Source organism: Martinezella multihospitum, from assembly GCF_900094585.1.
Taxonomy (GTDB): Bacteria; Pseudomonadota; Alphaproteobacteria; order Rhizobiales; family Rhizobiaceae; genus Rhizobium; species Rhizobium multihospitium.
In genome coordinates this window covers 915,124-938,267 of sequence record NZ_FMAG01000004.1, presented here as the reverse complement: position 1 = coordinate 938,267, position 23,144 = coordinate 915,124, and the positions used below count along the sequence as shown (strand labels likewise).

The following is a 23,144-nucleotide window of genomic DNA, read 5'->3' as shown; positions in this document are numbered from 1 at the left end:
CATTCAGGAGAAATACCATGTTGAATACCACGAAATGGACCCCTCATGTTCTTGCGATCCTGCGGATCGTGACCGCATTGCTGTTCCTCGAACATGCGACCATGAAATTCTTCCAGTTCCCGGCAGCAATTCCGGGCGTGACCTATCCGTTGCCGGCCATCATGCTTGCTGCCGGCGCAATCGAGATCGTCACCGGATTGCTGATGACCGTCGGCCTTTTCACGCGCATCGCCGCTTTCATCGCGTCGGGCGAAATGGCAGCCGCCTACTGGATGGCGCATGCTCCGCAGGGCTTCTGGCCCGCACTCAATATGGGTGAGGCAGCGATCATGTTCTGCTTCATCTTCTTGTTCATCGCCTTTGCCGGCGCCGGTAGCTGGGCCTTGGACAATATCCTGCGTCCGTCTTCGAAGCAGGTGTCGCTGACTGAAGGCGCATAAGGCAAACGCGCTCTCGTCCTGCGACGAGAGCGCGTCGCTTGGGTTGAACCTAACAGCCGGCGCAGCCGTGGCTGCCAACGGGAGTGGGCCTCAGTCCCACAGCAGGGCTGAACCGTGTGACATCAACAGAAAACCTTTGGAGACGACTGATGAAGGCTGCGCTTCTCAAATCCTACGGTGATACGGATCAATTCGAGATCGGGGATATTCCGACGCCGAAGCCTGGTACAGGCGAGGTACTGATCAAGATCGAAGTATCCGCGGTCAATCCATTCGATCTCATCTTGCGTCAGGGTTTCATGGCGCAATACATACCGCTTTCGCTGCCGGCAGTACTGGGTGGAGATGCCGCCGGCACGATATCGGAAATTGGCGAAGGCGTTACAGGTTTGATGGTTGGCGACCGGGTCGTTGCCGATTTCCCGGCAAATGGCAAAGGCGCCCATGCCGAGTTTGGTGTCGTTCCCGTCACTTCGGTTGCCAAGCTGCCGGCCGCACTGAGTTTTGAGGAAGGGGCCGCATTGGTAAAGGCCGGTCTGACCGGACGCCAGACAGTGGAGGCCCTCGGGATTGGTGCGGGCGATCGCGTATTGATCTCGGGCGGTTTGGGCTCCGTCGGCCGGGCGGCAATCCAATATCTGAAGCAGCTCGGCGCCGAACCGGTGGCGGGTGTTCGGCCGGAGCGACTGGATGAAGCCCGTCAACTTACCGGGGAGGCGTTGGATATTACGGTTGCGGCACAGAAGCCCACCTTTCGATACGCCATTAGCGCTGCGGCTCCCGTGGCCGGAAACCTGATCGGACATGTTGTTGACAATGGGCAAGTCGCGAGCATCGTTCCGGTGCCTGATAGCGCCAAGAACAATCGCGTCACCATCCACGAGCTCTACCATCAAACGGATGCTTCCACACTGGACGCGATACTCGATGCTGCAGCCCGGAAGGTGCTCATCATACCCATATCGCATTCTTTCGAGCTAAGAGAGATCGGTGCGGCGCACAGCGTGCTCGCTGCTGGAGCGCAAGGCAAAGTCGTATTAAGGCATTGAATGTAATGAGCTCCGTCCAAACCCTATCGGGAAGAACACGGGGGGCGGGATGACAAAGGCAAAGCCGCTGATGGGGCAATCAGCGGCGCGCTGAACAGGCCATACTACAGCTTGCCGTTTCGGGTTTGAGCCGTGCCCGGATACTAGGCCGATTCCCGTAGCATGAGGTCAGCGGATAATAGAAATCGCGCGGTCGAGGTTGCGTCGATGCGATCCTCGCTCTCATCGTTGTCGCCGAGCATGCTGAGAAGCATATCAACCGCCCGCCTGCCGATTTCGCTAACATTCTGCGCGACCGTCGTGATCGGCGGACATGCGTATCTCGACAGGGGATGATCGTCATGCCCGGCAATGCGGATGTCGGACGTCGCGCCATGCCCGACTTTAAGGCCCATCTTGTAGGCAGCGGCGATCGCACCGAACGCAATTCGGTCGTTGGCGCAAAGGATAGTTTTCGTCGGCAGTCGTTTCAGGTCGACGAGGCGCGTCATCTCGTCGAACCCGAATCTTTCGAAATCCCAGGTTCGGATTTTTGCCGAAGGCAGGATGTGCGGTGTCAAACCGAAGCGCGTCATCGCGTTGACATAGGCGGCTTCGCGCGTGCGGGCGTTCGTGTTCACATCGGGCATGCCGAGATAGCTCGGCGGCTCGCCCGACCGGCATAGATAATCGACGATCAGCCCAAAGCTTTGCTGGTTATCGGTACCGACGAAAGCGGAAGTGTCATCCAATGGCGAATCCACGTAAACAAGCGGAACGCTTCTGCCGTATTCCGCCAGAGTTTGCTGGTGGGACTCCACCCCGAGCGGCGCGATGATCGCGCCGGCCACGTTCAGCGATTTGAGGGTGCGGATCGCCCTGTCCTCAAGGTCGGACTGCCCATCCGTCGACAAGACAAGCGGGAAGAACCCCGCTTCTGTCGCCAGCGCTTCAATCCTTCGGGTGAGCGCCATATAAAACTGGTCGATCGAGTTTGGAATAACGATCCCGACGATATTGGTCCGGCGCCGATTGAGGTTGACGGCAAAGAGGTTTGGTCGAAACCCTGATTTTTTGAGCGCAACTTCGATAGTCTCGCGCGTTTTCTTTCGGACTGAATTCGGATCGTTGAAGTATTTGGACACCGTGGGGCGAGAAAGGCCGACAAATTCCGAGAAGTCCTCCATTGTCTTGATCGGTTTCGGCACGATGTTGTCTCCAGACTCTATAGAAAGGTGTCTATCCGACTCTTTATCGAGGGAAAAGAGAGTTCCCCCCTTGGGAGGAACCGAGATTATTCCGCGACAAATTGCACCTTCATCGTGGGCGTACCGCCGCTCTTGGTGAAAAAGGGCAATACCTCCTTGAGCGGAAGCCGATGAGAGATCAGGCGTGCCATCGTGCCGTTGTCTTTACGAAGCAAATCAAGGGCGGCAGGCAGATTCTGATTCAATGAGTGCGAGCCGGCAATCGTCAACTGACGCCGGAAGATGTCGAAGGGGGATATCGGGACCCGGACGCCGGGCGCACAGACGCCGAACACCAGGATCGCGCCGCCGTCCTGTGCAAATTCCGGCATGCTCTCCACGACGGTCGGAACACCCGTCGCATCGGCAACAAGATCGAAAGATCGTTTGCGGCCCTCGAGTTCCGGAGACGCAGGGTGCAGGGCTTCCAATCCCAGCTCCCTGGCAAAGCTCAGGCGGCTTTCATCGATATCGGCAACGACGACGTTGCTGACCCCTTGCGCTCTGATCGACAGGGCAAGCAGAAGCCCGATCGGACCGCCGCCGAATACCAGAGCGCTTTCCGCGCGCCGAACTCCGGTCGTCAGGCCGATATTGCCGAGCCCGTTGAGGACGCAGGCGAGCGGCTCGGCCAAAGCTGCGACGTCGAACGGAAGATCGCCGATGTCGTGCAGATGCGATGCCTTGACGATACTGTATTCGGCAAAGCCACCGTCCTGCGTGACGCCATAGGCCTTCAGCTCCTTGCAAAGATTTGTCAGCCCCTTGCGGCACAGATTGCAGGTGCCACAGGGCAGATTGGGGTCGACGGCGACCCTCGCACCCGGCCGCAAGCCGGTGACGTCTTCAGCGACCGACTCGACCAGGCCTGCATATTCATGGCCAGGAACCAGCGGAAAGCGCCCTTCGCCGTAACGGCCGTGGAGAACGTCGATATCCGTATGGCAAAGCCCGCCAGCCTTCACGTGGATGAGGGCGTGTCCCGGCGCCAAAACGGGCAGCGGCATATCGGCCAGCCCCGCGACGCCCTTTTCCGTGAAACATATTGCCTTCATGTCAGATTCCTCAGCTCATCCAGTTGCCGCCATCGACATTGTAGGTCTGTGCGAGAATGTAATCGCTGTCCGGGGACGCAAGAAACACTGCAAGACCCTTGATATCGTCGGGCGTTGCGAACCGTCCGATCGGAACGGACTTGGCAACGGCAGCCTTCTTCTCGCCCGGCTTCAGGCCTTCCCATTTCGCAAAGTGGGCGTCGACGATATCCCAGTGCTCGCCATCGACCACGCCCGGTGCGATGGCGTTTACGTTGATACCGTATTTCACCAGGCCCAAGGCCGCTGATTGCGTCGCCGAAATGATAGCTGCCTTGGAGGCGCAATAGAGCAGCACCAATGCTTCCCCACGGCGTCCGGCCTGGCTTGCCATGTTGATGATCTTGCCGCCGCGACCGCGGGCAATCATGACATTCGAAACCGCCTTCATCATGAAGAGAGGCCCCTTCAGGTTGATGTCGAAAACACGGTCGTAGCTGGCCTCGGTGATCTCGTTGATCGGAGCCATGTCGAAGATCGCGGCGTTGTTGATGAGAATGTCGATGCCGCCGTGCTTCTGGTCGATTTCCTTGACGACCTTGTCGATGGCGGACAGGTCGGTCACATCGAGCTTCACTGCCGACGCGGCCTCGCCAATCGTCGCTGCCGCCTTGGTGGCGCGGTCGATGTCGATATCGGCAATCACCACCGTCGCGCCTTCCTTGACGAAAGCTTCAGCGAAGCCAAGGCCGATGCCGCGTGCGCCACCCGTAACAAGTGCGATTTTGTCCTTTAGTCTCATGATCTTCTCCCTTTTCCGGACCGCTCAATGCGTCACGGCAATGTTGTGGGTGGAGCTCACTCTCTGGAGCGCCAGACCCTCTTCATCAAACAAATGGCAGTCGGACGGATCGAACGACAGCCATACCTCCTCATGCAGACGGTGGGCGTCTGCGCCATCGGTCTCGACAATAACCAGATTGCCCGGAGCGATCTGGACGTAGACGTAAGTGTGCCCGCCAAGCCGTTCCACGACCATGATCTCGCCCCGTAGCATCCCATCGCCTGAGATCCGAAGGTGTTCGGGTCGTATGCCGAGAGTGAGCTTGGTCGTTGAACTCGGCTTTGCCTGCACCGGGACCAAAATGGATTTGCCGCCCGGAACGGCAACGCGGACCCCGGCAGGTTCGGCTTGCTCTGGCTCGACAGCAATGAAGTTCATCGCGGGCGAACCGATAAAACCGGCGACGAACTGATTGGCCGGATGATAATAGAGATCCATGGGTGCGCCCACCTGCTCGATGCGGCCGTCTCTTAGGACCACGATCTTGTCGGCCAGCGTCATCGCCTCGACCTGGTCGTGGGTGACATAGATCATGGTGGTCCCGAGCTGGTCATGGAGCCGGGCCAGCTCGATGCGCATCTGGACGCGCAGCGCGGCATCAAGGTTTGACAGCGGTTCGTCGAACAGGAAGATGCGCGGGGAGCGGACCATTGCTCGTCCAATGGCCACACGCTGGCGCTGACCACCAGACAATTGCTTGGGCTTGCGATCAAGCAGATGGCCGAGCTGCAGCAGACCCGCGACCTCATTGATCTTGGCGTCGCGCTCGGATTGCGGGACACCCGCAAGTTTTAGCGCAAACCCCATGTTGTCCTTGACCGACATGTGCGGATAAAGCGCATAGGTCTGGAACACCATTGCCAGACCGCGTTGATCGGGCGGGATGTCGTTGGCGTGGTCGCCGTCGATGATCAGGTCGCCGCTGCTGATGTCCTCGAGCCCTGCGATCATGCGCAGCAGCGTCGATTTCCCACAGCCGGATGGACCGACGAACACCACGAATTCCCGATCCCTGATATCGAGATCGACGCCTTTGATGACGTTTACCGCGCCAAAGGTCTTCTTCACTTCCTTGAGACTGAGGGTAGCCATGTGCGTTTCCTATTTGACCGCGCCGAAGGTCAGACCGCGCACGAGCTGGCGCTGGGTCATCCAGCCGAAGACGAGGATTGGTGTGATGGCGAGCGTCGAAGCTGCCGAGAGCTTTGCCCAGAAAAGTCCCTCGGGCGAAGAAAAGGATGCGATAAATGCCGTGAGCGGACCTGCCTTGGAAGCGGTGAGATTCAAGCTCCAGAAGGCCTCGTTCCAGCACAGGATAGTGGACAGGAGTGCAGTGGATGCTATCCCCGGAAGCGTTAGAGGCAGGAGCAGGTACCAGATCTGTTCGAAGGTGCTGGCACCATCCATGCGACTGGCTTCGAGGATTTCATGCGGAACATCCTTGAAGAAGGAGTAGAGCATCCAGACCACGATCGGGAGGTTCGACAGCGTAAAGACGATGACGATCGCAGTTCGTGTATCCAGAAGACCGCTGTCGCGACACAATAGATAGATGGGAACCAATACCCCGACGGCAGGAAGCATCTTTGTCGAGAGCATCCACATCAGGAGATCCTTGGTTCTCTTGCCTGGGAAAAAGGCGGCTGCGTAGGCAGCAGGAATACCGATCGCCAGGCACAGGATAGTCGAGCCGATACTCTCGACGACACTGTTCAATGCATATTGGACGTAATTGGCACGGGCGTTGACGTCGACGAAGTTCTCCAGCGTCGGCGTAAAGAATATCTTCGGAGGAGTCGCCACCGCATCGATTTCCGTTTTGAAAGATGCCATGAGCATCCAGAGGATCGGAAAGAACATCAGCAGTGCTGCGGTCCAACCACCGATACCGCACCAGAGCTTCTGAGAATGAATGAGGTTGTTTCGTCTTGCCATTCTGGTCTTCCCTCAATTGTCCAGATTGCGGGCGACGGTGCGAATCAGGAATGCCGCGACGACATTCGCAAGGATGATCGCAAAGACGCCTCCGGCCGATGCGGCTCCAACATCCCATTGGAGAAGGGCCTTGTTGTAGATGAAGTAAGTGAGCGTAGTGGTTGCCGTACCCGGGCCACCTGACGTCGTGACCTGGATCTCCGCAAACACCGCAAGCAGAAAGATGGTCTCGATCATGACGACGACGGAGATTGGCCGAAGCAGATGTGGCAGAATGATATGCCTGAAGGTTGACCATCCTCGGGAGCCATCGAGGCGGGCCGCTTCCATCTGCTCGCGGTCGAGCGACTGCATGGCGGTCATCAGGATCAGCGTCGCAAACGGTATCCACTGCCAGGCGACGATGATGATGATGGAGGTCATCGGGATCTGCACGAACCAGTCGATCGGCGCCAGGCCGACGAGCTTGGCAAGATAGGCAAAGAGCCCATTGACCGGGTGCATCAGGAGATTTTTCCAGATCAGCGCGGTGACCGTCGGCATCACGAAGAAAGGGGCGATGATCAGAAGCCGTGCAATTCCGCGCCCGGCGAACTCGACATCGAAAAGCAGCGCGAACACCACTCCGAAACCGATGGACAGAGCCAGCACGGCAAAAAGAATGACGAGGGTCCGGAAGACTGCCGCCAGAAGACCGTCGTCGGTTATCAGATAGGAATAGTTGTCGAGACCGGCGAAACCGGCGCTCAGCGGCTCAAGCAGATTGTAATATTGAACCGAGAACCAGAGTGTCAGGGCAAGCGGAACGATCATCCAGGCGAAGAGAAGGCCGACCGCAGGCGCAAGAAGCGGGCCGGTTCGGATCGAGCGGCCGGAATGCTTCTGTGTCCGCCGGATGAATTCACGCGAAATCGTTGTCATCGAAAACCTCTTCGCCGTGCCTCGGTCGCCGGATGACGGCGATCGGGGGGAGGCGATTGGGAAGGAAAGCAAGCCGGAGTTCCGACAGCCGACGCTGCCGGAACCCTCCGGGAGGAAGCCCGCGGTCGCGACACCGCGGGCGAGGCGGCTACCTCACTTGGGGTAGCCGGCCTTTTTCATCTCGCGCTCGACCTGCTTCTGCGCATTGTCGAGAGCGGCATCGACGGTTTGCTGGCCTGCAAGCGCCGACGCGATTTGCTGACCGACGATCGTTCCGATCCCCTGGAATTCCGGGATCGCGACGAACTGGACGCCGGTGTAGGGAACCGGATCCTTGGTCGGATGTGCCGGATCGGCGGATAGGATGGCCTTCTCGACGGTGGCAGCAAAAGGCGCAGCCTTCTGATACTCAGGCAGGTCGTAGGTGGACTTGCGAGTGCCGGGCGGAACGGCAACCCAGCCCTCCTTCTCGCCGACCATCTTCACATATTGCTTGGACGTGGCCCACTTGATGAAGGATTTCGCCGCCTCTTCCTTGGTGGAAGAAGTTGGAATCGCGAGGTTCCACGACCATGACCAGCTCGACCCATTCGGGGTCACATTGACCGGAGCGCGCGTGAAGGCGATCTTGTCGGCCACCTGGCTCTGCTTCGGGTCATAGACGCGGCCGGCGGCAGATGTGGCGTCGATCCACATGGCGCAATGGCCGGTCGAGAACAGGGCCTGGTTCTCGTTGAAGCCGTTTGAGGTCACGCCGGGAGGGCCGTCCTTCTTCATGAGGTCGACGTAATCGGTGATGGCCTTCTTCCACGGCGCGGAATTGATCTGCGGTTTCCAGTCCATGTCGAACCAGCGGCCGCCATAGGTATTGATCATGGTTCCGAGGAAAGCCATGTTCTCGCCCCAACCCGGCTTGCCGCGCAGGCAAAGGCCGTATTGCTCCTTGGACTTGTCGGTGAGCTTGTCTGCAAATTCCTTGATCTGATCGTAAGTCGGCTGGTCGGGCATCTTGAGGCCCGCAGCGTCGAACAGATCCTTGCGGTAGAGGGTAAACGAGCTTTCGGTATAGAATGGTACGGCATAGAGCTTGCCGTCGACAGTCAGGCCGGATTTGATGGGCGCGAGCAGGTCGCCATAGTCATAATCATCGCCGAGATCGTCGATCGGCTGAAGCCAGCCCTTCTTGCCCCAGATCGGCGCCTCATAGCCGCCGATGGTCATGATGTCGTATTGGCCGCCCTTCGTCGCGATGTCCGTCGTCAGCTTCTGGCGGAGCACGTTTTCTTCGAGAACGACCCAGTTGAGCTTGTTGCCCGTCTGCTTTTCCCATTCGGGGGAAAGCTTTTGCATGATGATCATATCGCCATTGTTGACGGTGGCGATGGTCAATTCCTCAGCTTGAGCCAAGCCTGCAGCCAGTGAGCAGCCGGCGGCCGAAGACAGCATTACAGCAAGAATCCTCTTCATCGTCTCGCTCCTCCTTACGAGCGTTAGCGCACAACATTACGTGCGTAAATATTAAATTCTCCAGTATGCATTCGGAGTCAATCGAAAATTATTGACAGAGGCTGAAGTGATCTGACGATATTTCACTATATTATTGAAAATAAAGCCTATTATTTCTAATTCTGTATCGGCATGCCTGTTTTCGATCAAAATATGCACTCTCATAAAAATTTTCATGCGTAAAGTTATGATTGACGCGAGCCTTTGGAAGCCGTACCTGCTCAATACAGCAGGGAGGATGAGCACAATGACTGTTCACAATAGGCACATAGCCCCGGAAAGCCTCGGGCCGACGATCACGGTCGGCGAGATACTCGTCGAGATCATGGCAAGCACCGCTGGGTCCGGATTCAAGGAACCTCAGGCGCTCATCGGCCCGTTTCCGAGTGGCGCACCGGCAATATTCATCGATCAGGTCGCTCGCCTCGGCGGCGCGGCTGGCATCATCGCAACGGTAGGGGCCGACGACTTTGGCACTGTGAACATAGAACGCCTCAGGCAGGACGGCGTGGACACGTCGGCCATATCCATCTCGCCTGATCGGCCGACCGGAAGTGCGTTCGTCCGCTATCGTGACGACGGATCGAGAGACTTCATATTCAACATCATGCATTCGGCGGCGGGCTCGATAACCCTCAGCCCGCCGGCGGAAACCTTGATTGCGAAGGCCGGACATGTACATGTGATGGGATCCGCATTTGCAATTCCAGGAGCAGATAAGGTCATTGATGCCGCCATCAGTTCGGTTCGTTCGCGCGGCGGGTCGGTTTCATTCGACCCGAACGTCCGCAAGGAGCTCCTCGGGTCGGGAAATTTCCGGAGCCAGTTCGAAACCATGATCCGGAATGCGGATCTTCTGCTGCCGTCCGGCGAAGAGCTTTTTGTGGCCGCGGGAACGGACGGGGAGGCCCCGGCGGTCAAGGCGCTGCGAGCCCGTGGTGTCGGCGAAATTGTGTTGAAGCGCGGCAAGAGGGGAGCGACCTTCTTCGGAGAATCCGGTTTGAGATATGATTTCCATGGATTCGAAGTGAACGAAGTCGATCCCACCGGTGCAGGAGATGCCTTTGGCGCGACTTATTTGACGTCGCGCCGGCAGGGCCTTGGCCCGGAGGTCTCCTTGGAGCGGGCCGCAGCAGCAGGGGCCTATAACGTGACCCAGATGGGGCCTATGACCGGTCTGCCCGACATCGCGCAACTTGATTTTTTCCTGTCCACCAATCCGCGGAGAGCAGCATGAACCTCTTCCTTAAAAGCCTTGCGGGCGCCCGCCGCGCGGGCAAGCCGGTTGGAATTACGTCGGTGTGCTCGGCGCACCCGCTCGTGCTTGAAGCGACGATGTCGCTGGCTCGGCGGGAGGGCGGCCCCGTCCTGATAGAGGCTACCTGCAACCAGGTTAATCAGTTCGGCGGCTACACCGGAAAAACGCCGGCAGATTTTGCCGGAGATGTTCTTGCGCTCGCCGAGGCCAGCGGGGTAGCGACGTCCGATGTCATCCTCGGCGGTGACCATCTCGGACCAAATCCCTGGCGGCGGGAGACCGCCTCCGCGGCAATGGCCAAGGCCGAGGTCATGGTTGCTGAATATGTGAAAGCGGGCTTCACCAAAATCCACCTCGACGCATCCATGGCATGCGCCGATGACCCATCCGCCCTCGACGATGCGATCGTGGCTCAAAGGGCGGCAAGGCTTGCCAAAGTCGCCGAGCAGGCTGCGCGGGAAGTGGGCACCAAGCCGCTCTACGTGCTGGGGACGGAAGTCCCGGTCCCGGGAGGCGCGGACCATGCGCTCGATGTCGTCGAGCCGACCGGGGCCGAAGCCGCCAGGGCCACCATCGAGACTCATCGCGAGATTTTCGCAAGGGAAGGGCTGTCGGAGGCATTCGACAGATGCATTGCCTTCGTCGTCCAGCCGGGCGTGGAATTCGGCAATGAAAACGTGGTTGGCTACAGACCCGAGCTCGCAAAGAAACTGACCGGCGTGCTCGATCGTGAAGTCGGCCTGGTTTTCGAAGCGCATTCGACCGACTACCAGTCGGAAGGGGCGCTGACCGCACTGGTACGCGATGGATTTCCAATTCTGAAGGTTGGGCCTGGATTGACGTTTGCACTGCGAGAAGGCCTCTTCGCGCTCGACTTGATCGCAACGGAACTTGACCCGGACTATAACCGCAACCTTGCCGTCACCATGGAGCGCCTCATGCTGAAACATACAGGCGACTGGGCGGGACATTACCATGGCAGCGACGAGGCTATCCGGCTTCAACTTCGCTACAGCTACAGTGACAGAATCCGTTATTACTGGGGTTATCCTGAAGCTGTCGGCGCCGTTCAAAAGCTCATCGATACACTTCATGGCCGCGAAATCCCGCCGACGCTGGCAAGCCAGTTCCTCGGGCGGATGGCAGACCGGATCGACGCGAAGGACAGTGTAGGCAGGATCGTCAAGACGTTTGTCGGCGATGTCCTCGCAACATACGGCCGAGCGTGCAGGCAAGCCGGTTGAATGATCCGGAAACGGGTCCCCTGCCGCATATGCCGTTCATCATTGCTATCCAAAGCTTGAAGGGCCTCGTAATATCGAGGCCCTCGCGATTCAATCAAGCCCTCTGATTTTGGTCCGACTTTGTCTTGGAGCATCTCAGATGCTGACGTTGGATGAGCATTTGGACAGTGCGCATCCCAGCGCTCAAGGGAGGCCAGCGCCAGACGAGCGTCAGCTCCCTTGAAGATACGCAACTTGCGGTTATCTATGTTGCGCAGTCCGCGCGTGCGGCGTTTTGCCGAAGCGGTGAATAGTATGATGCGTCCGTCTGCAGAAACCGCCGCACTGTTGCAATTGACCTTCATGCCGGTTCTAGTTGCATGCGGGAGAGGAAGTATGAATGGCCAGTCCGACTCGGCATCCCTATCTGAAGGCGCTCTTCGGGGCTGTGGCGATCGCGTTCCTGTATCTGCTGCTGACCTGGGTGTCATCACGACAGGTGCAAGACGAGTTTAGTGCCGGAAATTGGGGCCATGTGCTTGGGCCGCCCATTTTCGCGACGCTGATCGGCACGCTGATTGCCGGTTACTGGACGAGCAAATCATCAAATGCTGTTTCGTCCGCACGCGGGGCGATGCGAGGCGGCGCGATCGCCTTGACGCTGCTCGTGCTGACGCGTGTTGGCGATTTTGCCGAACAGCAGGAAAAGCAAGAAATCCAGGCCAAGGCGATCGCGCAATGGAAGCTTGAGCCGATGCCGGTGCAGGTGACTTGGCCGAGTGGCTGGCAGGTCGAGCCCGTACAATTCAACGACAAACTGTCCGGCTTCATGCAGGTGGCCAACAGACAAACGGATGCAGCGGCAAGCTTCGTGTCGCTTGTCTGCGCGCATCCCTCAACGCGCGCGGCCAATCAGCCGCTGGATGAATTGCTGAAGGAAACGGCAGAGGGATTTTTGGGGCAGTTCAGGAAGGATAACATCGAGCTTGCTACCGGTGCATCGGGTGATGGCGCACTCGGCGGTTATCTCGGACGGCGACTTGAATTCGAAAGCAAGAGCGATACGCTTATTCTGCACGGAGAAATCATTGCTGCTCACGGGCCATCCTGCTTACTTATGACGATTGCCTATCATGCCGGCGAGCCCTACGGCACGATGAAGGAGGTCATCGACCACTTCGAAGCTTCGATCAAATAACCCGGCAAGATGCCGCACTCCTGTTCGGGTATCTGATAGGCAGGCATCAGATTGATCAAGGCTGAGCCTTCCCACTCATACGATTGCCTCTGTCCAGCCTTGTGTCTTCAAGTCGCTGCGGATGCGCCATTTCAGGATTTCATCAATCAAGCGACGTTTGACATCCTGGTAAGCGGGATCACCCCACAGATCGTTGATCTCATTTGGGTCGGTAGACAGATCGAAAAGCTGGCCTTCGTCGCTCTCGACGAAGTGGACCAGCTTGAACTGCCTGTCGCGGATCATCGTCATGAATTCCGTGCCGCTCAGGATGCGGTCGCCAGCATGTTCGGAGAAGACGAATTCGCGCGGCGTAATCCTGGCACCGGTAAGGTAGGGGGCCAAGGAGCGTGCCTCCATCCATTTTGGCACCTCAAGCCCCGCCATTTCCAGGATGGTCGGCCCGAAATCGAAGAGCGAGACGAGGTCGCCGACGATCTTGCCGCGCTCGACACGGCCCGGCGACCAGACGATAGCCGGCACGCGCACGCTCGGCTCGTACATCGTCCATTTCTGGCTGTGTCCATGATCGTTCAGGCAATCGCCATGATCCGACGTGAAGATGATGATGGTGTCGTCGAGAACGCCGCGGCGCTCGAGCGCTTCCATGAGCTTGCCGATCTGCGTATCGATCATCGAGACGTTGGCGAAATAATGTTCGCGCTGGCGGCGCAATTGTTCCGGCGTCGGATTTTCAAGATGCACGACCGCATCGTGATCGACGCTGATATGTTGTTCTCTGAGCTTCTTGAGTGCCGATGGCTGCCGGTCCATCGCCACCTGATCACGGATCGCTTCAGGCAGATCGTGATCCCTATATTTGTCGATATAGTCCTGCGTCGGATCATAGGGCGGGTGCGGGCCGGGGATGCCGATCTGCAGGAAGAAGGGTTCGCGGCCCTGGTAGCGATCGAGCCACATGGCGGCGAATTCAGGAACGAAATTGTCCGAATGCAGATCCTCCGGCAGATCCCAGACGAAGGCGCCGAGCCGTTCGCGATAATCTTCGAGCCGTCGGTAAGTAACGCGGCTCGGCTTTTCGATGTCCCGGCTCCAGAAAGCCTTGTCCCAGTTGTCGAGATAGAAGGGAAGACGCTCGGTCGCCCTATCCTTGTTTTCGACGACGTGCCTTTCGTGAAAACCGAAGGAGTCTTCGAAGGGCGAGGTGTGCATCTTGCCGACATTGACGCAGCGATAGCCCGCATCGGCAAGGCGGCGAACCCAGCTATGGGTCCAGCGCTCGTCGTTGCGAAAGACGCCGTTGGTGTGCGGATAGAGTCCCGTGAACAAGCTTGCCCGCGAGGGCGCGCAGGAGGGAGACGTCACGTACATGTGGCTGAAACACGTGCCCTCCCGGACCAGGCGGTCGAGATTCGGCGTGATCATGTAATCGAAACCGGCTGCTGCGATCGTATCGAAGCGCTGCTGGTCGGTAATAACGAAGACGATGTTGGGCCTCTTCTTTGCCTCTGTCACGTCAATCTCCATTCAGGGATTTAAGGGGCGGGCGAGTACTGTTGCGTGCGAGCAGCTCCCAATCGACCACGTTCGTTCTCGGTTCCTCACCGTTGATCCGCGCAACGATCAGCTCGGCCGTAAACTCGCCGATCCGATGGCGATCGGGCTTGACCGTGGTGAGTGACGGGGTGACATAGTTCGCCGCTTCGCTGTCACCGAAACCGATGACGCCGACATCGCCGGGCAGCTTCCTGCCGCGTTCATGCAGCGCCTTCAGGACGCCGAAGGCCACAACGTCGCTATTGCAAATGATCCCGTCAATTTGCGGATTGCTGTCGAGCAGTTCATGGGTGAGCTCTTCGCCAAGCGCCGGCCGGCCGCCTTCCTGTCGAACAGCGTAGACGAGATCAGGCAATCCTGCCGCGGCGATGGCGCTGGCCGCCCCGCGGGCACGCTTCTTGGCGCGCATGTCGTTTTCGCGCATGCTGCCGAGAAAGGCGAGATGCCGGTAGCCGCACGCAATCATGTGATCGGCCTGCGCCTTGCCGGCGCCCTCATGATCCATGCCGACGGCGGAATCGATGATGTCGCCGCCGACATCCCACATCTCGATGACCGGAACCCCTGACGACGTCAGCAGCTCGGTGACTTTGGTCGGGTGGTCGACGCCGATAATGGCAACCGCCGCCGGACGCCAGCTGAGGATCGAACGTACGAGCGTTACTTCCTGATCCGGATCGTAGCGCGTGTTGGCGAGCATGACCTGAAGATTGTCCTTGAGGAGCGCCGATTGCAGGGCATCGATGATGGAGGCAAATTCAGAATAATAGAGGGATGTCACCACGACGCCGACGATGTCGGATCTCGTCCCGGACAAGCCGCCGGCCAGCCGGTTCGGCACATAGTTCAGCTCGTCCATGGCCTTGGCAATCTGCCGCCGCAATTCCGGCCTCACCGTATTGGGGGCGCGAAGCGCCCGCGAGACCGTATTGACCGAAACGCCGACCCTAACAGCGATCGAGGCCAGTGTTGGCGCACCGCCCTTTTCTCGCTCCTCCACGTCCGACACCATTCTCCCTCGCAAAAATTTGCTCAAGTGAGCGTTGCGTTATCGTTAACTTTATGTCATTTCTCAAGTGAGGAGACAAGAGCGCGAAAATTTTTCCAGCGAAACTTTCGATCGAAATTTGCGTTCCCGCAGCAGGGAAGGACGTAGAGCGTGGCTGACCGCCCCAATATCATCCTGATCATGACCGACCAGCAGCGGTATGACTCCATCGCCGCGCTTGGATTTCCCTATGCCGTTACGCCCAATCTCGATGCGCTCGTGGAAAAAGGCGTGACGCTGACGGATTGTCATATCAACGCTCCCAGTTGCGTTCCCTCGCGGGCCAGCCTCTTCACCGGTTACTACCCACATACGACCGGCGTGCTCGCCAATGGCCAGCGCTGGCAGAGGACATGGGTCGAGCAGTTGAGGGATGCCGGCTATCGCTGCGTCAACGTCGGCAAGATGCACACCATTCCATACAATTCGGACTCCGGATTCCACGAACGCTATGTCGTGGAAAACAAGGATCGCTACATGGAGGGGCGCTGGTATTTCGACGAATGGGACAAGGCGCTTGCCGCAAATGGCCTCGTCAAACAGCAGCGCGAGACCTATCGCCAGCGGGAGGATTATCGCGAGCGTCTCGGCGCCTTCGATTGGGAATTGCCGGAAGAGCTGCATTCCGACGCCTTCGTCGGCAATATGGCAAAGTGGTGGGTCGATACATATCCGCAGACCGAGCCGCTTTTCCTGCAGGTCGGCTTCCCCGGCCCGCATCCGCCCTTCGATCCGCCGGCACGCTATTCGGAGCCTTACCTCAAGCGTAACGATCTGCCGTTGCCGAAGCCGTCGCGGCAGGAGCTCGATTCCCTGCATCAGGAATTGAAGGAGAAGCGGCAGCACGACGTTGAGGTCGATCATGACTCCGTCGTCTGGAGCCTCCATCCATCACCCGAGCAGATGCAGCGCCTCTGGGCTCACTATCTCGGCAATGTCACACTGATCGACGAGAAGATCGGCGAGTTGCTCGAAGCCTTGAAGGCGCGCGGTTATCTGGAGGATGCGATCGTCATCTTCACCTCCGACCATGGCGAATGCCTCGGTGATCACGGCCTGATCCAGAAGTGGTCGATGTATGACGTCGTCACGCGCGTCCCCACCATCATCTGGTCGACCGCCAATCGGTTCGAGGGAGGCCGGGAGTTGAACGGCCTCTGCCAGCTTTTCGATCTCGGTCCGACCATATTGGAATATGCCGGCATCACCCCGCCGAAAAGCTTCGAGGCGCGCAGCCTGAAATCGGCGCTCGAAACCGGTGAATGGACGCCCCGTACCCATGTATTCTGCGAACAGATCGGCGACGTCGCGATGAGCGGCGGTGTAGAGTTCATGACCGGCGTGCGCAGCGACGGCTGGAAGCTGGTCCATTTCAAAGGGTCGAGCGATGGGCAGTTGTTCGACCTCAAGAACGACCCGGGCGAGGTGCGCAATCTCTGGAATGACCCCGCATACGAAGAGCGGAAGCGCGAACTTCTCGATGTCATGCGGGATTGGCTGATCGAGTCGAACTACCGCACGCGCGATGTCATGGCGGGTGCGCGATGACAGGTTTTCAGGAAACAACCGCAACCAGATCAACCCCGCCTGTAAAGGATGGGATGATATGGATCGAAGGTGGCAGTTTCCTGATGGGATCGGAGAATTTCTATCCCGAGGAAGGCCCCGTTCATAGGGTCAAGATTGACGGCTTCTTCATGGATGCCACGCTGGTCACGAACCGGGATTTTTCGCGCTTCGTCGCCGACACCGGTTATGTGACGATTGCGGAGCGGGCGCCGGACCCATCGCTTTATCCCGGGGCCGATCCGGTCATCCTGCAGCCGGGATCATTGGTCTTTCGAGCGCCGCGGAACTCAGGCGATATGCGCTTCTGGGGTGATTGGTGGCACTATGTGGCGGGTGCATGCTGGCATCGGCCCGATGGCGTCTCGTCTCTGACGGAGGCAATGATGGATCATCCGGTGGTGCAGGTCTGCCATGCCGATGCTACGGCCTATGCGCGCTGGGCCGGAAAGGCTCTGCCGAGTGAGGCGGAATGGGAGTTCGCCGCCCGCGGCGGCATGGAAGGGGCGACATTTGCCTGGGGCGAGGAGTTCGAACCCGACGGCCGCAGGATGGCGAATATCTGGGACGGCAATTTTCCGATGGCCAATCCCGCAGGCAAGGCTCAGTTCGGCACCACGCCGGTCGCAATCTTTCCTGCAAACGGCTATGGCCTCTCCGATATGATCGGCAATGTCTGGGAATGGACCGACGATTACTGGACGGACCGGCATCCGGACGATGCAGCCAAGCCTTGCTGCATTCCGATCAACCCGAGAATTGCTACGGCCGAACAGAGCTACGATCTGCGTCAACCGGCAATCCGCATCCCGCGCAAGGTGTTGAAGGGTGGATCGCATCTTTGTGCGCCGAACTATTGCCGCCGTTATCGGCCGGCAGCCCGGCATCCGGAAATGATCGACAGCGCCACCACCCATGTCGGCTTCCGCTGTGTCCGCCGTCCGGCCGACAAATCTCGCATCGAGCCATATACAGTTGAAGGCGAACGGCAATGAGCATCGCAACGAACGCATCTGTGCGCTCTGACACGGCCCGACGCCCTTTGCTTGCAGCATCGGTAGCCATGCTGGTTCTGAATGCGGCTGCCGTCGTTGTCGGGATCGGCCTCTGGTGGCTGGTGACGGCCGAAGGGCTGGTTGGCCTCCCGACGCCCGCTCAGGTGGCTGCGGCCGCCGCCGCCGAGGCTGGAAACGGTATCCTGTTCAGCGATGCGCTCGCCAGCCTCGGCCGGGTCATGACGGGTTTCTGCCTCGGCCTGATCGTCGCTATTCCCGTTGGGTTCCTGATGGGGTGGTATCGCATCGCCCGGGGCATCATCGAGCCCTATGTCCAGTTCTTCCGCACCATTCCGCCGCTTGCGATCATCCCGCTTGCGATCGTGACGATGGGCATCGACGAGACGCCGAAGATCTTCGTCATCTTCCTGGCTGCCTTCCTGTCGAGCGTCGTTGCGACCTACCAGGGGGTCATCAGCGTCGACAAGACACTCATCAACGCCGCCCGCGTATTGGGGGCGGGCGATTTCACCATTTTCCGGCGTGTGATCATTCCGGCCTCCACGCCCTATATCATGGTCGGCGTGCGCGTCGGCCTCGGCTCGTCCTGGGCGACCGTCGTTGCGGCCGAGCTCATCGCCGCACAGTCCGGCCTCGGCTATCGCATGCAGCAGGCCCAGCTCTATTATGACCTACCCACTATCTTCGTAAGCCTGATCGCCATCGGCATTCTTGGCCTGCTCATGGATCGGATCGTCATGATGGCCGATCGTATTCTCACCGCATGGCAGGAAAAGCTATGACGCCGAAGATCTCGTTTCAGAACGTTTCGAAAAGCTTCGATCTTGCGGGTCAGGCAGCCTTTACCGCGCTGCAGAACCTCGACCTCGATATCGAGGACGGCGAGTTCATCACCGTCGTCGGCCCTTCCGGCTGCGGCAAGTCGACGGCCATGAATATCGCTGCCGGACTGACATCACCATCGTTGGGGCGGGTATTGGTCGACAATATGCCCGTTAAGGGACCAGGGCCTGAGCGTGGCGTCATCTTCCAGCAATATGCCCTGTTTCCATGGCTGACCGTGCGGCAGAACGTCGAATTCGGGCTTCAAATCTCGGGGCGCCCCAAGGATGAACGCCGCCGGACTGCCGATCACTTCATCGAACTGGTGGGGTTGACGGACTTTGCCGATGCATTGCCGAAGATGCTTTCGGGCGGCATGAAGCAGCGCTGCGCCATTGCCCGGGCCTATGCGGTCAATCCGAAGATATTGCTGATGGATGAACCCTTCGGCGCGCTCGACGCTTTGACGCGCGTGCAATTGCAGGACCAGCTTCTCACCATGTGGAGCAAGGAACGCCGCACGGTGATGTTCATCACGCATGATGTCGACGAGGCGGTCTATCTGGCGAGCCGGGTGATCGTGATGGCAGCCCGCCCGGGCCGGCTCCACAAGATTATCCCCGTGGATCTGCCCTTTCCCCGCACGGAGGAGATGCGGCTTTCGCCGCAGTTTTCCGAGCTGCGCAACGAGGTCTGGCGGGCCGTCTATCACCCCGCCTCAAACTGAAGATCAGCAATCACAGGAGGAAATGATCATGCTGACGAGACGCAGTTTATTGACCACGGCCGCGGCTCTGACGGCCGCCGCCACGATGCCTATGATCGCAAAGCCGGCTCGCGCGGCCTCAAAGCCGATCCGGATCGGCTACCTCTCCGACTTCCCCAATTCGAGCCTGTTTGCGATCGCCAACGATCAGAAGCTTTGGCAGGCCGAGGGGCTGGAGCCGGACCTGAAGGTGTTCACCAATGGTCCCATCCAGATTCAGGCCATGGGTGCGGGGAGCCTCGATTTCGGGACGATCGGGCCGGGTGCGCTGTGGCTTCCGGCCAGCGGCCACGCCAGGGTGCTTGGCGTCAACGATATCGGGTTCAGCGATCGTGTCATCGCGCAGGCAGCAATCAATTCGATCTCAGATCTCAAGGGCAAGAAGGTCGGTGTTCCGCAAGGTACATCCGGAGAGATGATCCTGCGCATGGCCCTCGGCAAGGCTGGCCTGACGATCAAGGACGTGCAGGTCGTACCGATGGATCCGAGTACCGTCGTTGCCGCCTTTTCTTCCAAGCAGATCGATGCGGCGGGCATCTGGTATCCCTTGATCGATGCGATCAAGCCGCGAGTTCCCGATATGAAGGAGCTGGCATCGAACAAGGACTTCTATCCCGATACCTCGTTCATCAATACCTTCGTCGCGCGCAACGAAACGATCCAAAGCGATCCCGATCTTGCCAAGAGCTTCCTGAAGGTCATCAAGAAGGCGATGGACTACCGGGTTGCAAATCTGGATCATTCGATTGAGTTGACGGTCGCCTTTACGCAATCGCCTCCCGATGCGACAGCGAAGGTTGCAAAAAGCCGAAAACTTCTGACGAGCGGCGAGCTGAACAAGTTCACCGAGGACGGCAGCGTCACGAAGTGGCTGGGCGAATTCAACAAGATGTTCGTTGATTTCGGAACCATCAAGGATCCACTGCCACCGGAGAAATATTTCGATGCGACATTGTTCCTCTCCGCTTGATTGACGGATCTGTTCGGCGGCTAGGCTGTCGTGTGATGCGGCAGCTGCGGTCAAACATGTTGGCCTCTCGTAGTGGAGGTGGTCCAATATCTCAGGTTCGGCAGTGGGTGAGGGCAAATTGCAACGCCCCATTAGAGGCTCGCTGGAGTTTCTTGGCGCGCAGAGGAAGGGTAAAACACGATTGATACTTAAGGGTGCGCCAGGTATCGACCTTGATCATGGACGATCCGTATTACATCAAGAGCGGAGTGGAAGCACGGGTGAAGGTACCGACTGCGGAGCAATCGAGAATACTGTGCGTAGCCTAAAAGCTGGCAATAGCCGCTTAGATTGTCATGCCGCCCCGCACTTTGTTTCGATGCTGCCGGAACGCCGCGACCATGCGACACGGCCACCCGTCGTCTCAAAATCCGACAACACCGGCTCATTCAGACCACCCTTTGTGGCGAATTCCTTGCTGAGCAAATGAAATGAATGGATATTGGTCTCATTGGCCTGCTGCGCGAGGCTTTCACACAGCGTTGCGTATAGGCTTGTCCCCTCGATCGAGGTAGCCCGTTCTTTTCCAGCTGATCGTTGTGAATTCCACGACGTCGAAGAAGGTCGACATCATGGCGCTGGCCGCGGCAAGGAGGTCATACTCCTTTCGGGACTCGCATTGAACGGCCCTACCAAGAGTATCGAATAGCGCGGCGATTTCAGGGTCGGGAGGGTAGATGGCAGTCACTCCCCGGCAATCTGCGGACGAATGGCCGGGATTACGATGTCGCTCTGATCGACGACTGCCTGGTTGTCAGCCGCGGCAATTAGCGTGTCGAACTTGGCGGCAAGCCTTGCGGCGAATTCCGCATTGCGAGGCGAGACATGGATATTGAAGGAGTGTGCCGGCTCGGCCAGGCGGCTTTCCACCATGGCTTCCGCGATCGTGCCCGTTCCGACAAAGCCGATTGCTTTCATTCCAGCCTTCTATTCTGCGGCTCGCGCGGATCCGAGCGGAACGTCGGTCGTGTAGTTCTCGCGCATGAAGTTGATGAAGTTGTCCTGGAATTGCCGAGTGTGAGCATGGGCGAGCTCATCCGCCAGATCGACGTTCTTGTCACGGATCGCCTCCAGCATCAGACTGTGCTCATCCGTGAGGAGATATCCCTCATGCGTTCGTTCCAGGTATTCGAAATGCAGGTGCAGCATGCGCTGTCCCTGAGACAGGAGCTTGTCATAGAAAGTCGCCAGATACTGATTTTTGCCGGCATAGGCGATTGCCATGTGGAATTCCTTGTTCGCCTCCGACATCGCCAGATGATTTCCGACCTTGACGGCGGTCGCAAATGCCTTTTCCCGTTTGGCAATCAGCTTCAGATCGGTATCGGTTCGCAGTGCCGCGGCCAGGCGCGTGTTCATCCGTTGGGCGATGTCGAGCGCTTCCACATATTTCGGAAAGGTCGCGACTTCGATCGGCGCAACGATCGTGCTGCGGTTGGACAGTGTGACGACGAGCTCGTCGGCGCCCAGGCGGATCAAGGCCTCTCGGACCGGTGATCGCGACATATCGAAACGCTCGGCCAGGCTCATTTCGTCGAGGAGCTGCCCCGGCGGCAAGGTGAGGGCGAGGATCTCGTTTCGCAGCGTCTCGTAGACGTTTTTCCAGCCGGTTCCCCGGACCCGTTTCACTTCAGTCTCGTCAGACACTTAAGTCCCTTTCGTTCGCACATTTGGCATTGGGCCAGAAAAATAGCGTGTCAGCAATCTTAATTTTTCCGCTTGACTTTGTCGACACGCTGTTGACATAAATTTACCAGTCGACACGCAGCCGACAGAAAATCGAGAAGAACGGCCAAAGCCGACGAGTGGAACCGCGCTTCGCGCACAGCAAAAGAGGAATGCCGATGCTTTCGAAGTTGATCACGTCCGCCTTGCGGGCGTTGCCCGCGCTCGCCCTTATGGCAGGCGTTTCCGCAACCAACGCCCATGCGCAAACTGCCGACGGCTATTGGCAGGGCGTGCAGAAGGCGGGTGTTTTGAGATGTGGAGCAGCGGTCGCTCCACCCTATGTCATGCGCGACCCGGCAACCGGCGAGTATTCGGGTTTCTTTGCCGATCTCTGCAAGGAATTTGCCGACGTCCTCAAGGTGAAGCCGCAATTCGTCGATACGACCTGGGACAATATCGTTGCCGGCCTTCAAGCCGGAAAATGGGACGTTTCTCTGGCGTTGAACCGGACGCCGGCCCGCGCCATGGCCGTCCGGTTTTCCATCCCGGCGATGGAGTATCAGATTTCGCTTGCCTACAATAAGAACAACCCGAAGATTCCGGCGACGGCGGTCTCGGTGGCTGACGTCGACAAAGCAGGCGTGACGATCGCCGTCATGTCCGGGACGGCTCAGGACAAGGCAATTTCGACAGCCGTGAAGAATGCCACCATCATGCGGCTTCCGGGCAACGACGAGACACGCCTGGCGCTTACCTCGAAGCGCGCAGACATCCTGGTCGACGCTTCCGATACCAACCAGCTTCTGACCCAGGCAAATCCAGATTGGGCCGTCGCCCTGAACCCGAAGCCTGCCCTCGCCAAGCAAGGCGTATCCTTCGGCCTGCCACACAACATATCGGCCGCTGATGTCGAGGTCGCAAACATCTTTCTCGAAGAGAAGGTCGCGACTGGTCACGTCGACGAGCTGATCCACAAGGCCGTCGACGAGGTTCTCAAAGGGGCAAAATGACTCTCGCCCGGCGTCGGCGACCGGTCGCCGACGCACTCTCTCGCTTTT

General features: G+C 58.6%; 20 protein-coding genes and 2 pseudogenes. 11 read left to right on the top strand and 11 right to left on the bottom strand.

The genetic code is table 11. The features are described 5' to 3' along the window. The first annotated feature begins 17 nt into the window (after window positions 1-17). Window positions 18-440 carry a DoxX family protein gene (locus GA0061103_RS20420; RefSeq protein ID WP_092714276.1) on the top strand — a complete coding sequence of 141 codons (423 nt, stop codon included), beginning with the start codon at window positions 18-20 and terminating at the stop codon, window positions 438-440. 149 nt (window positions 441-589) lie between these two features. Further along, window positions 590-1,489, top strand: a complete 900-nt coding sequence (locus GA0061103_RS20415) for an NADP-dependent oxidoreductase (protein ID WP_092714274.1) — start codon at window positions 590-592, stop codon at window positions 1,487-1,489. 143 nt (window positions 1,490-1,632) lie between these two features. Here the strand turns inward: GA0061103_RS20415 and GA0061103_RS20410 are convergent, their stop codons facing one another. The 7 genes from GA0061103_RS20410 to GA0061103_RS20380 form a co-directional block, all read right to left on the bottom strand. After that, on the bottom strand, window positions 1,633-2,655 hold the full coding sequence (locus GA0061103_RS20410; RefSeq protein ID WP_092714450.1) for a LacI family DNA-binding transcriptional regulator: 1,023 nt from the start codon (window positions 2,653-2,655) through the stop codon (window positions 1,633-1,635). 107 nt (window positions 2,656-2,762) lie between these two features. After that, window positions 2,763-3,770: a zinc-dependent alcohol dehydrogenase family protein gene (locus GA0061103_RS20405; protein ID WP_092714273.1), complete on the bottom strand. Its 1,008-nt coding sequence runs from the start codon at window positions 3,768-3,770 to the stop codon at window positions 2,763-2,765. 10 nt (window positions 3,771-3,780) lie between these two features. Then, a complete protein-coding gene (locus tag GA0061103_RS20400) occupies window positions 3,781-4,551 on the bottom strand; it encodes an L-iditol 2-dehydrogenase (protein ID WP_092714271.1) in 771 nt (256 codons plus the stop codon). 24 nt (window positions 4,552-4,575) lie between these two features. Continuing rightward, window positions 4,576-5,685, bottom strand: coding sequence for an ABC transporter ATP-binding protein (locus GA0061103_RS20395; protein ID WP_092714269.1), 1,110 nt, complete (start codon window positions 5,683-5,685; stop codon window positions 4,576-4,578). A gap of 9 nt (window positions 5,686-5,694) precedes the next feature. Further along, window positions 5,695-6,528: a carbohydrate ABC transporter permease gene (locus tag GA0061103_RS20390; RefSeq protein ID WP_092714268.1), complete on the bottom strand. Its 834-nt coding sequence runs from the start codon at window positions 6,526-6,528 to the stop codon at window positions 5,695-5,697. 12 nt (window positions 6,529-6,540) lie between these two features. After that, the gene (locus GA0061103_RS20385; RefSeq protein ID WP_092714266.1) at window positions 6,541-7,449 is read right to left on the bottom strand and encodes a carbohydrate ABC transporter permease; all 909 of its coding nucleotides are present in this window, start codon (window positions 7,447-7,449) and stop codon (window positions 6,541-6,543) included. A 153-nt stretch (window positions 7,450-7,602) separates the two neighbouring features. Further along, window positions 7,603-8,916, bottom strand: coding sequence for an ABC transporter substrate-binding protein (locus tag GA0061103_RS20380; RefSeq protein WP_162747809.1), 1,314 nt, complete (start codon window positions 8,914-8,916; stop codon window positions 7,603-7,605). Between the two features lie 286 nt (window positions 8,917-9,202). Between GA0061103_RS20380 and GA0061103_RS20375 the strand changes: the two genes are divergently transcribed. The 3 genes from GA0061103_RS20375 to GA0061103_RS20365 all read left to right on the top strand — a co-directional run bounded on the left by GA0061103_RS20375 (window position 9,203) and on the right by GA0061103_RS20365 (window position 12,634). After that, window positions 9,203-10,192, top strand: a complete 990-nt coding sequence (locus GA0061103_RS20375; protein WP_092714264.1) for a tagatose kinase — start codon at window positions 9,203-9,205, stop codon at window positions 10,190-10,192. Beyond that, entirely contained in the window at window positions 10,189-11,457 is a 1,269-nt protein-coding gene (locus GA0061103_RS20370) for a D-tagatose-bisphosphate aldolase, class II, non-catalytic subunit (RefSeq protein ID WP_092714262.1), read from the top strand. The genes GA0061103_RS20375 and GA0061103_RS20370 overlap by 4 nt, the downstream gene beginning before the upstream one ends. A 379-nt stretch (window positions 11,458-11,836) precedes the next feature. Then, window positions 11,837-12,634, top strand: a complete 798-nt coding sequence (locus GA0061103_RS20365; protein WP_092714260.1) for a hypothetical protein — start codon at window positions 11,837-11,839, stop codon at window positions 12,632-12,634. Window positions 12,635-12,709: 75 nt separating this feature from the next. Here the strand turns inward: GA0061103_RS20365 and GA0061103_RS20360 are convergent, their stop codons facing one another. Together GA0061103_RS20360 and GA0061103_RS20355 are read right to left on the bottom strand one after the other, a co-directional pair. Further along, window positions 12,710-14,149: a sulfatase family protein gene (locus GA0061103_RS20360; RefSeq protein WP_092714258.1), complete on the bottom strand. Its 1,440-nt coding sequence runs from the start codon at window positions 14,147-14,149 to the stop codon at window positions 12,710-12,712. A 1-nt stretch (window position 14,150) separates the two neighbouring features. Further along, window positions 14,151-15,203 (bottom strand): LacI family DNA-binding transcriptional regulator, encoded by a 1,053-nt coding sequence (locus tag GA0061103_RS20355; RefSeq protein WP_092714256.1) that lies wholly within the window; start codon window positions 15,201-15,203, stop codon window positions 14,151-14,153. A gap of 147 nt (window positions 15,204-15,350) precedes the next feature. Here GA0061103_RS20355 and GA0061103_RS20350 point away from each other — a divergent pair, with 147 nt between their 5' ends. The 5 genes and pseudogenes from GA0061103_RS20350 to GA0061103_RS20330 all read left to right on the top strand — a co-directional run bounded on the left by GA0061103_RS20350 (window position 15,351) and on the right by GA0061103_RS20330 (window position 20,379). Continuing rightward, a complete protein-coding gene (locus GA0061103_RS20350) occupies window positions 15,351-16,787 on the top strand; it encodes a sulfatase family protein (protein ID WP_092714254.1) in 1,437 nt (478 codons plus the stop codon). A 53-nt stretch (window positions 16,788-16,840) separates the two neighbouring features. Beyond that, window positions 16,841-17,800 carry a formylglycine-generating enzyme family protein gene (locus GA0061103_RS20345; protein ID WP_092714252.1) on the top strand — a complete coding sequence of 320 codons (960 nt, stop codon included), beginning with the start codon at window positions 16,841-16,843 and terminating at the stop codon, window positions 17,798-17,800. After that, window positions 17,797-18,603, top strand: coding sequence for an ABC transporter permease (locus tag GA0061103_RS20340; protein WP_092714250.1), 807 nt, complete (start codon window positions 17,797-17,799; stop codon window positions 18,601-18,603). The genes GA0061103_RS20345 and GA0061103_RS20340 overlap by 4 nt, the downstream gene beginning before the upstream one ends. Further along, window positions 18,600-19,383 (top strand): annotated as a pseudogene (locus GA0061103_RS20335) (ABC transporter ATP-binding protein); the annotation flags it as partial. The gene GA0061103_RS20340 and the pseudogene GA0061103_RS20335, both read left to right, overlap by 4 nt. An 18-nt stretch (window positions 19,384-19,401) precedes the next feature. After that, on the top strand, window positions 19,402-20,379 hold the full coding sequence (locus GA0061103_RS20330; protein ID WP_162747812.1) for an aliphatic sulfonate ABC transporter substrate-binding protein: 978 nt from the start codon (window positions 19,402-19,404) through the stop codon (window positions 20,377-20,379). 333 nt (window positions 20,380-20,712) lie between these two features. On the opposite strand, the pseudogene GA0061103_RS20325 reads toward GA0061103_RS20330, so the two are convergent. Together GA0061103_RS20325 and GA0061103_RS20320 are read right to left on the bottom strand one after the other, a co-directional pair. Continuing rightward, window positions 20,713-21,336 (bottom strand): annotated as a pseudogene (locus GA0061103_RS20325) (NAD(P)-binding domain-containing protein). 9 nt (window positions 21,337-21,345) lie between these two features. Further along, a complete protein-coding gene (locus GA0061103_RS20320; protein ID WP_092714244.1) occupies window positions 21,346-22,065 on the bottom strand; it encodes a GntR family transcriptional regulator in 720 nt (239 codons plus the stop codon). 197 nt (window positions 22,066-22,262) lie between these two features. Between GA0061103_RS20320 and GA0061103_RS20315 the strand changes: the two genes are divergently transcribed. After that, entirely contained in the window at window positions 22,263-23,096 is an 834-nt protein-coding gene (locus GA0061103_RS20315) for a substrate-binding periplasmic protein (protein WP_092714446.1), read from the top strand. Window positions 23,097-23,144: the final 48 nt, after the last annotated feature.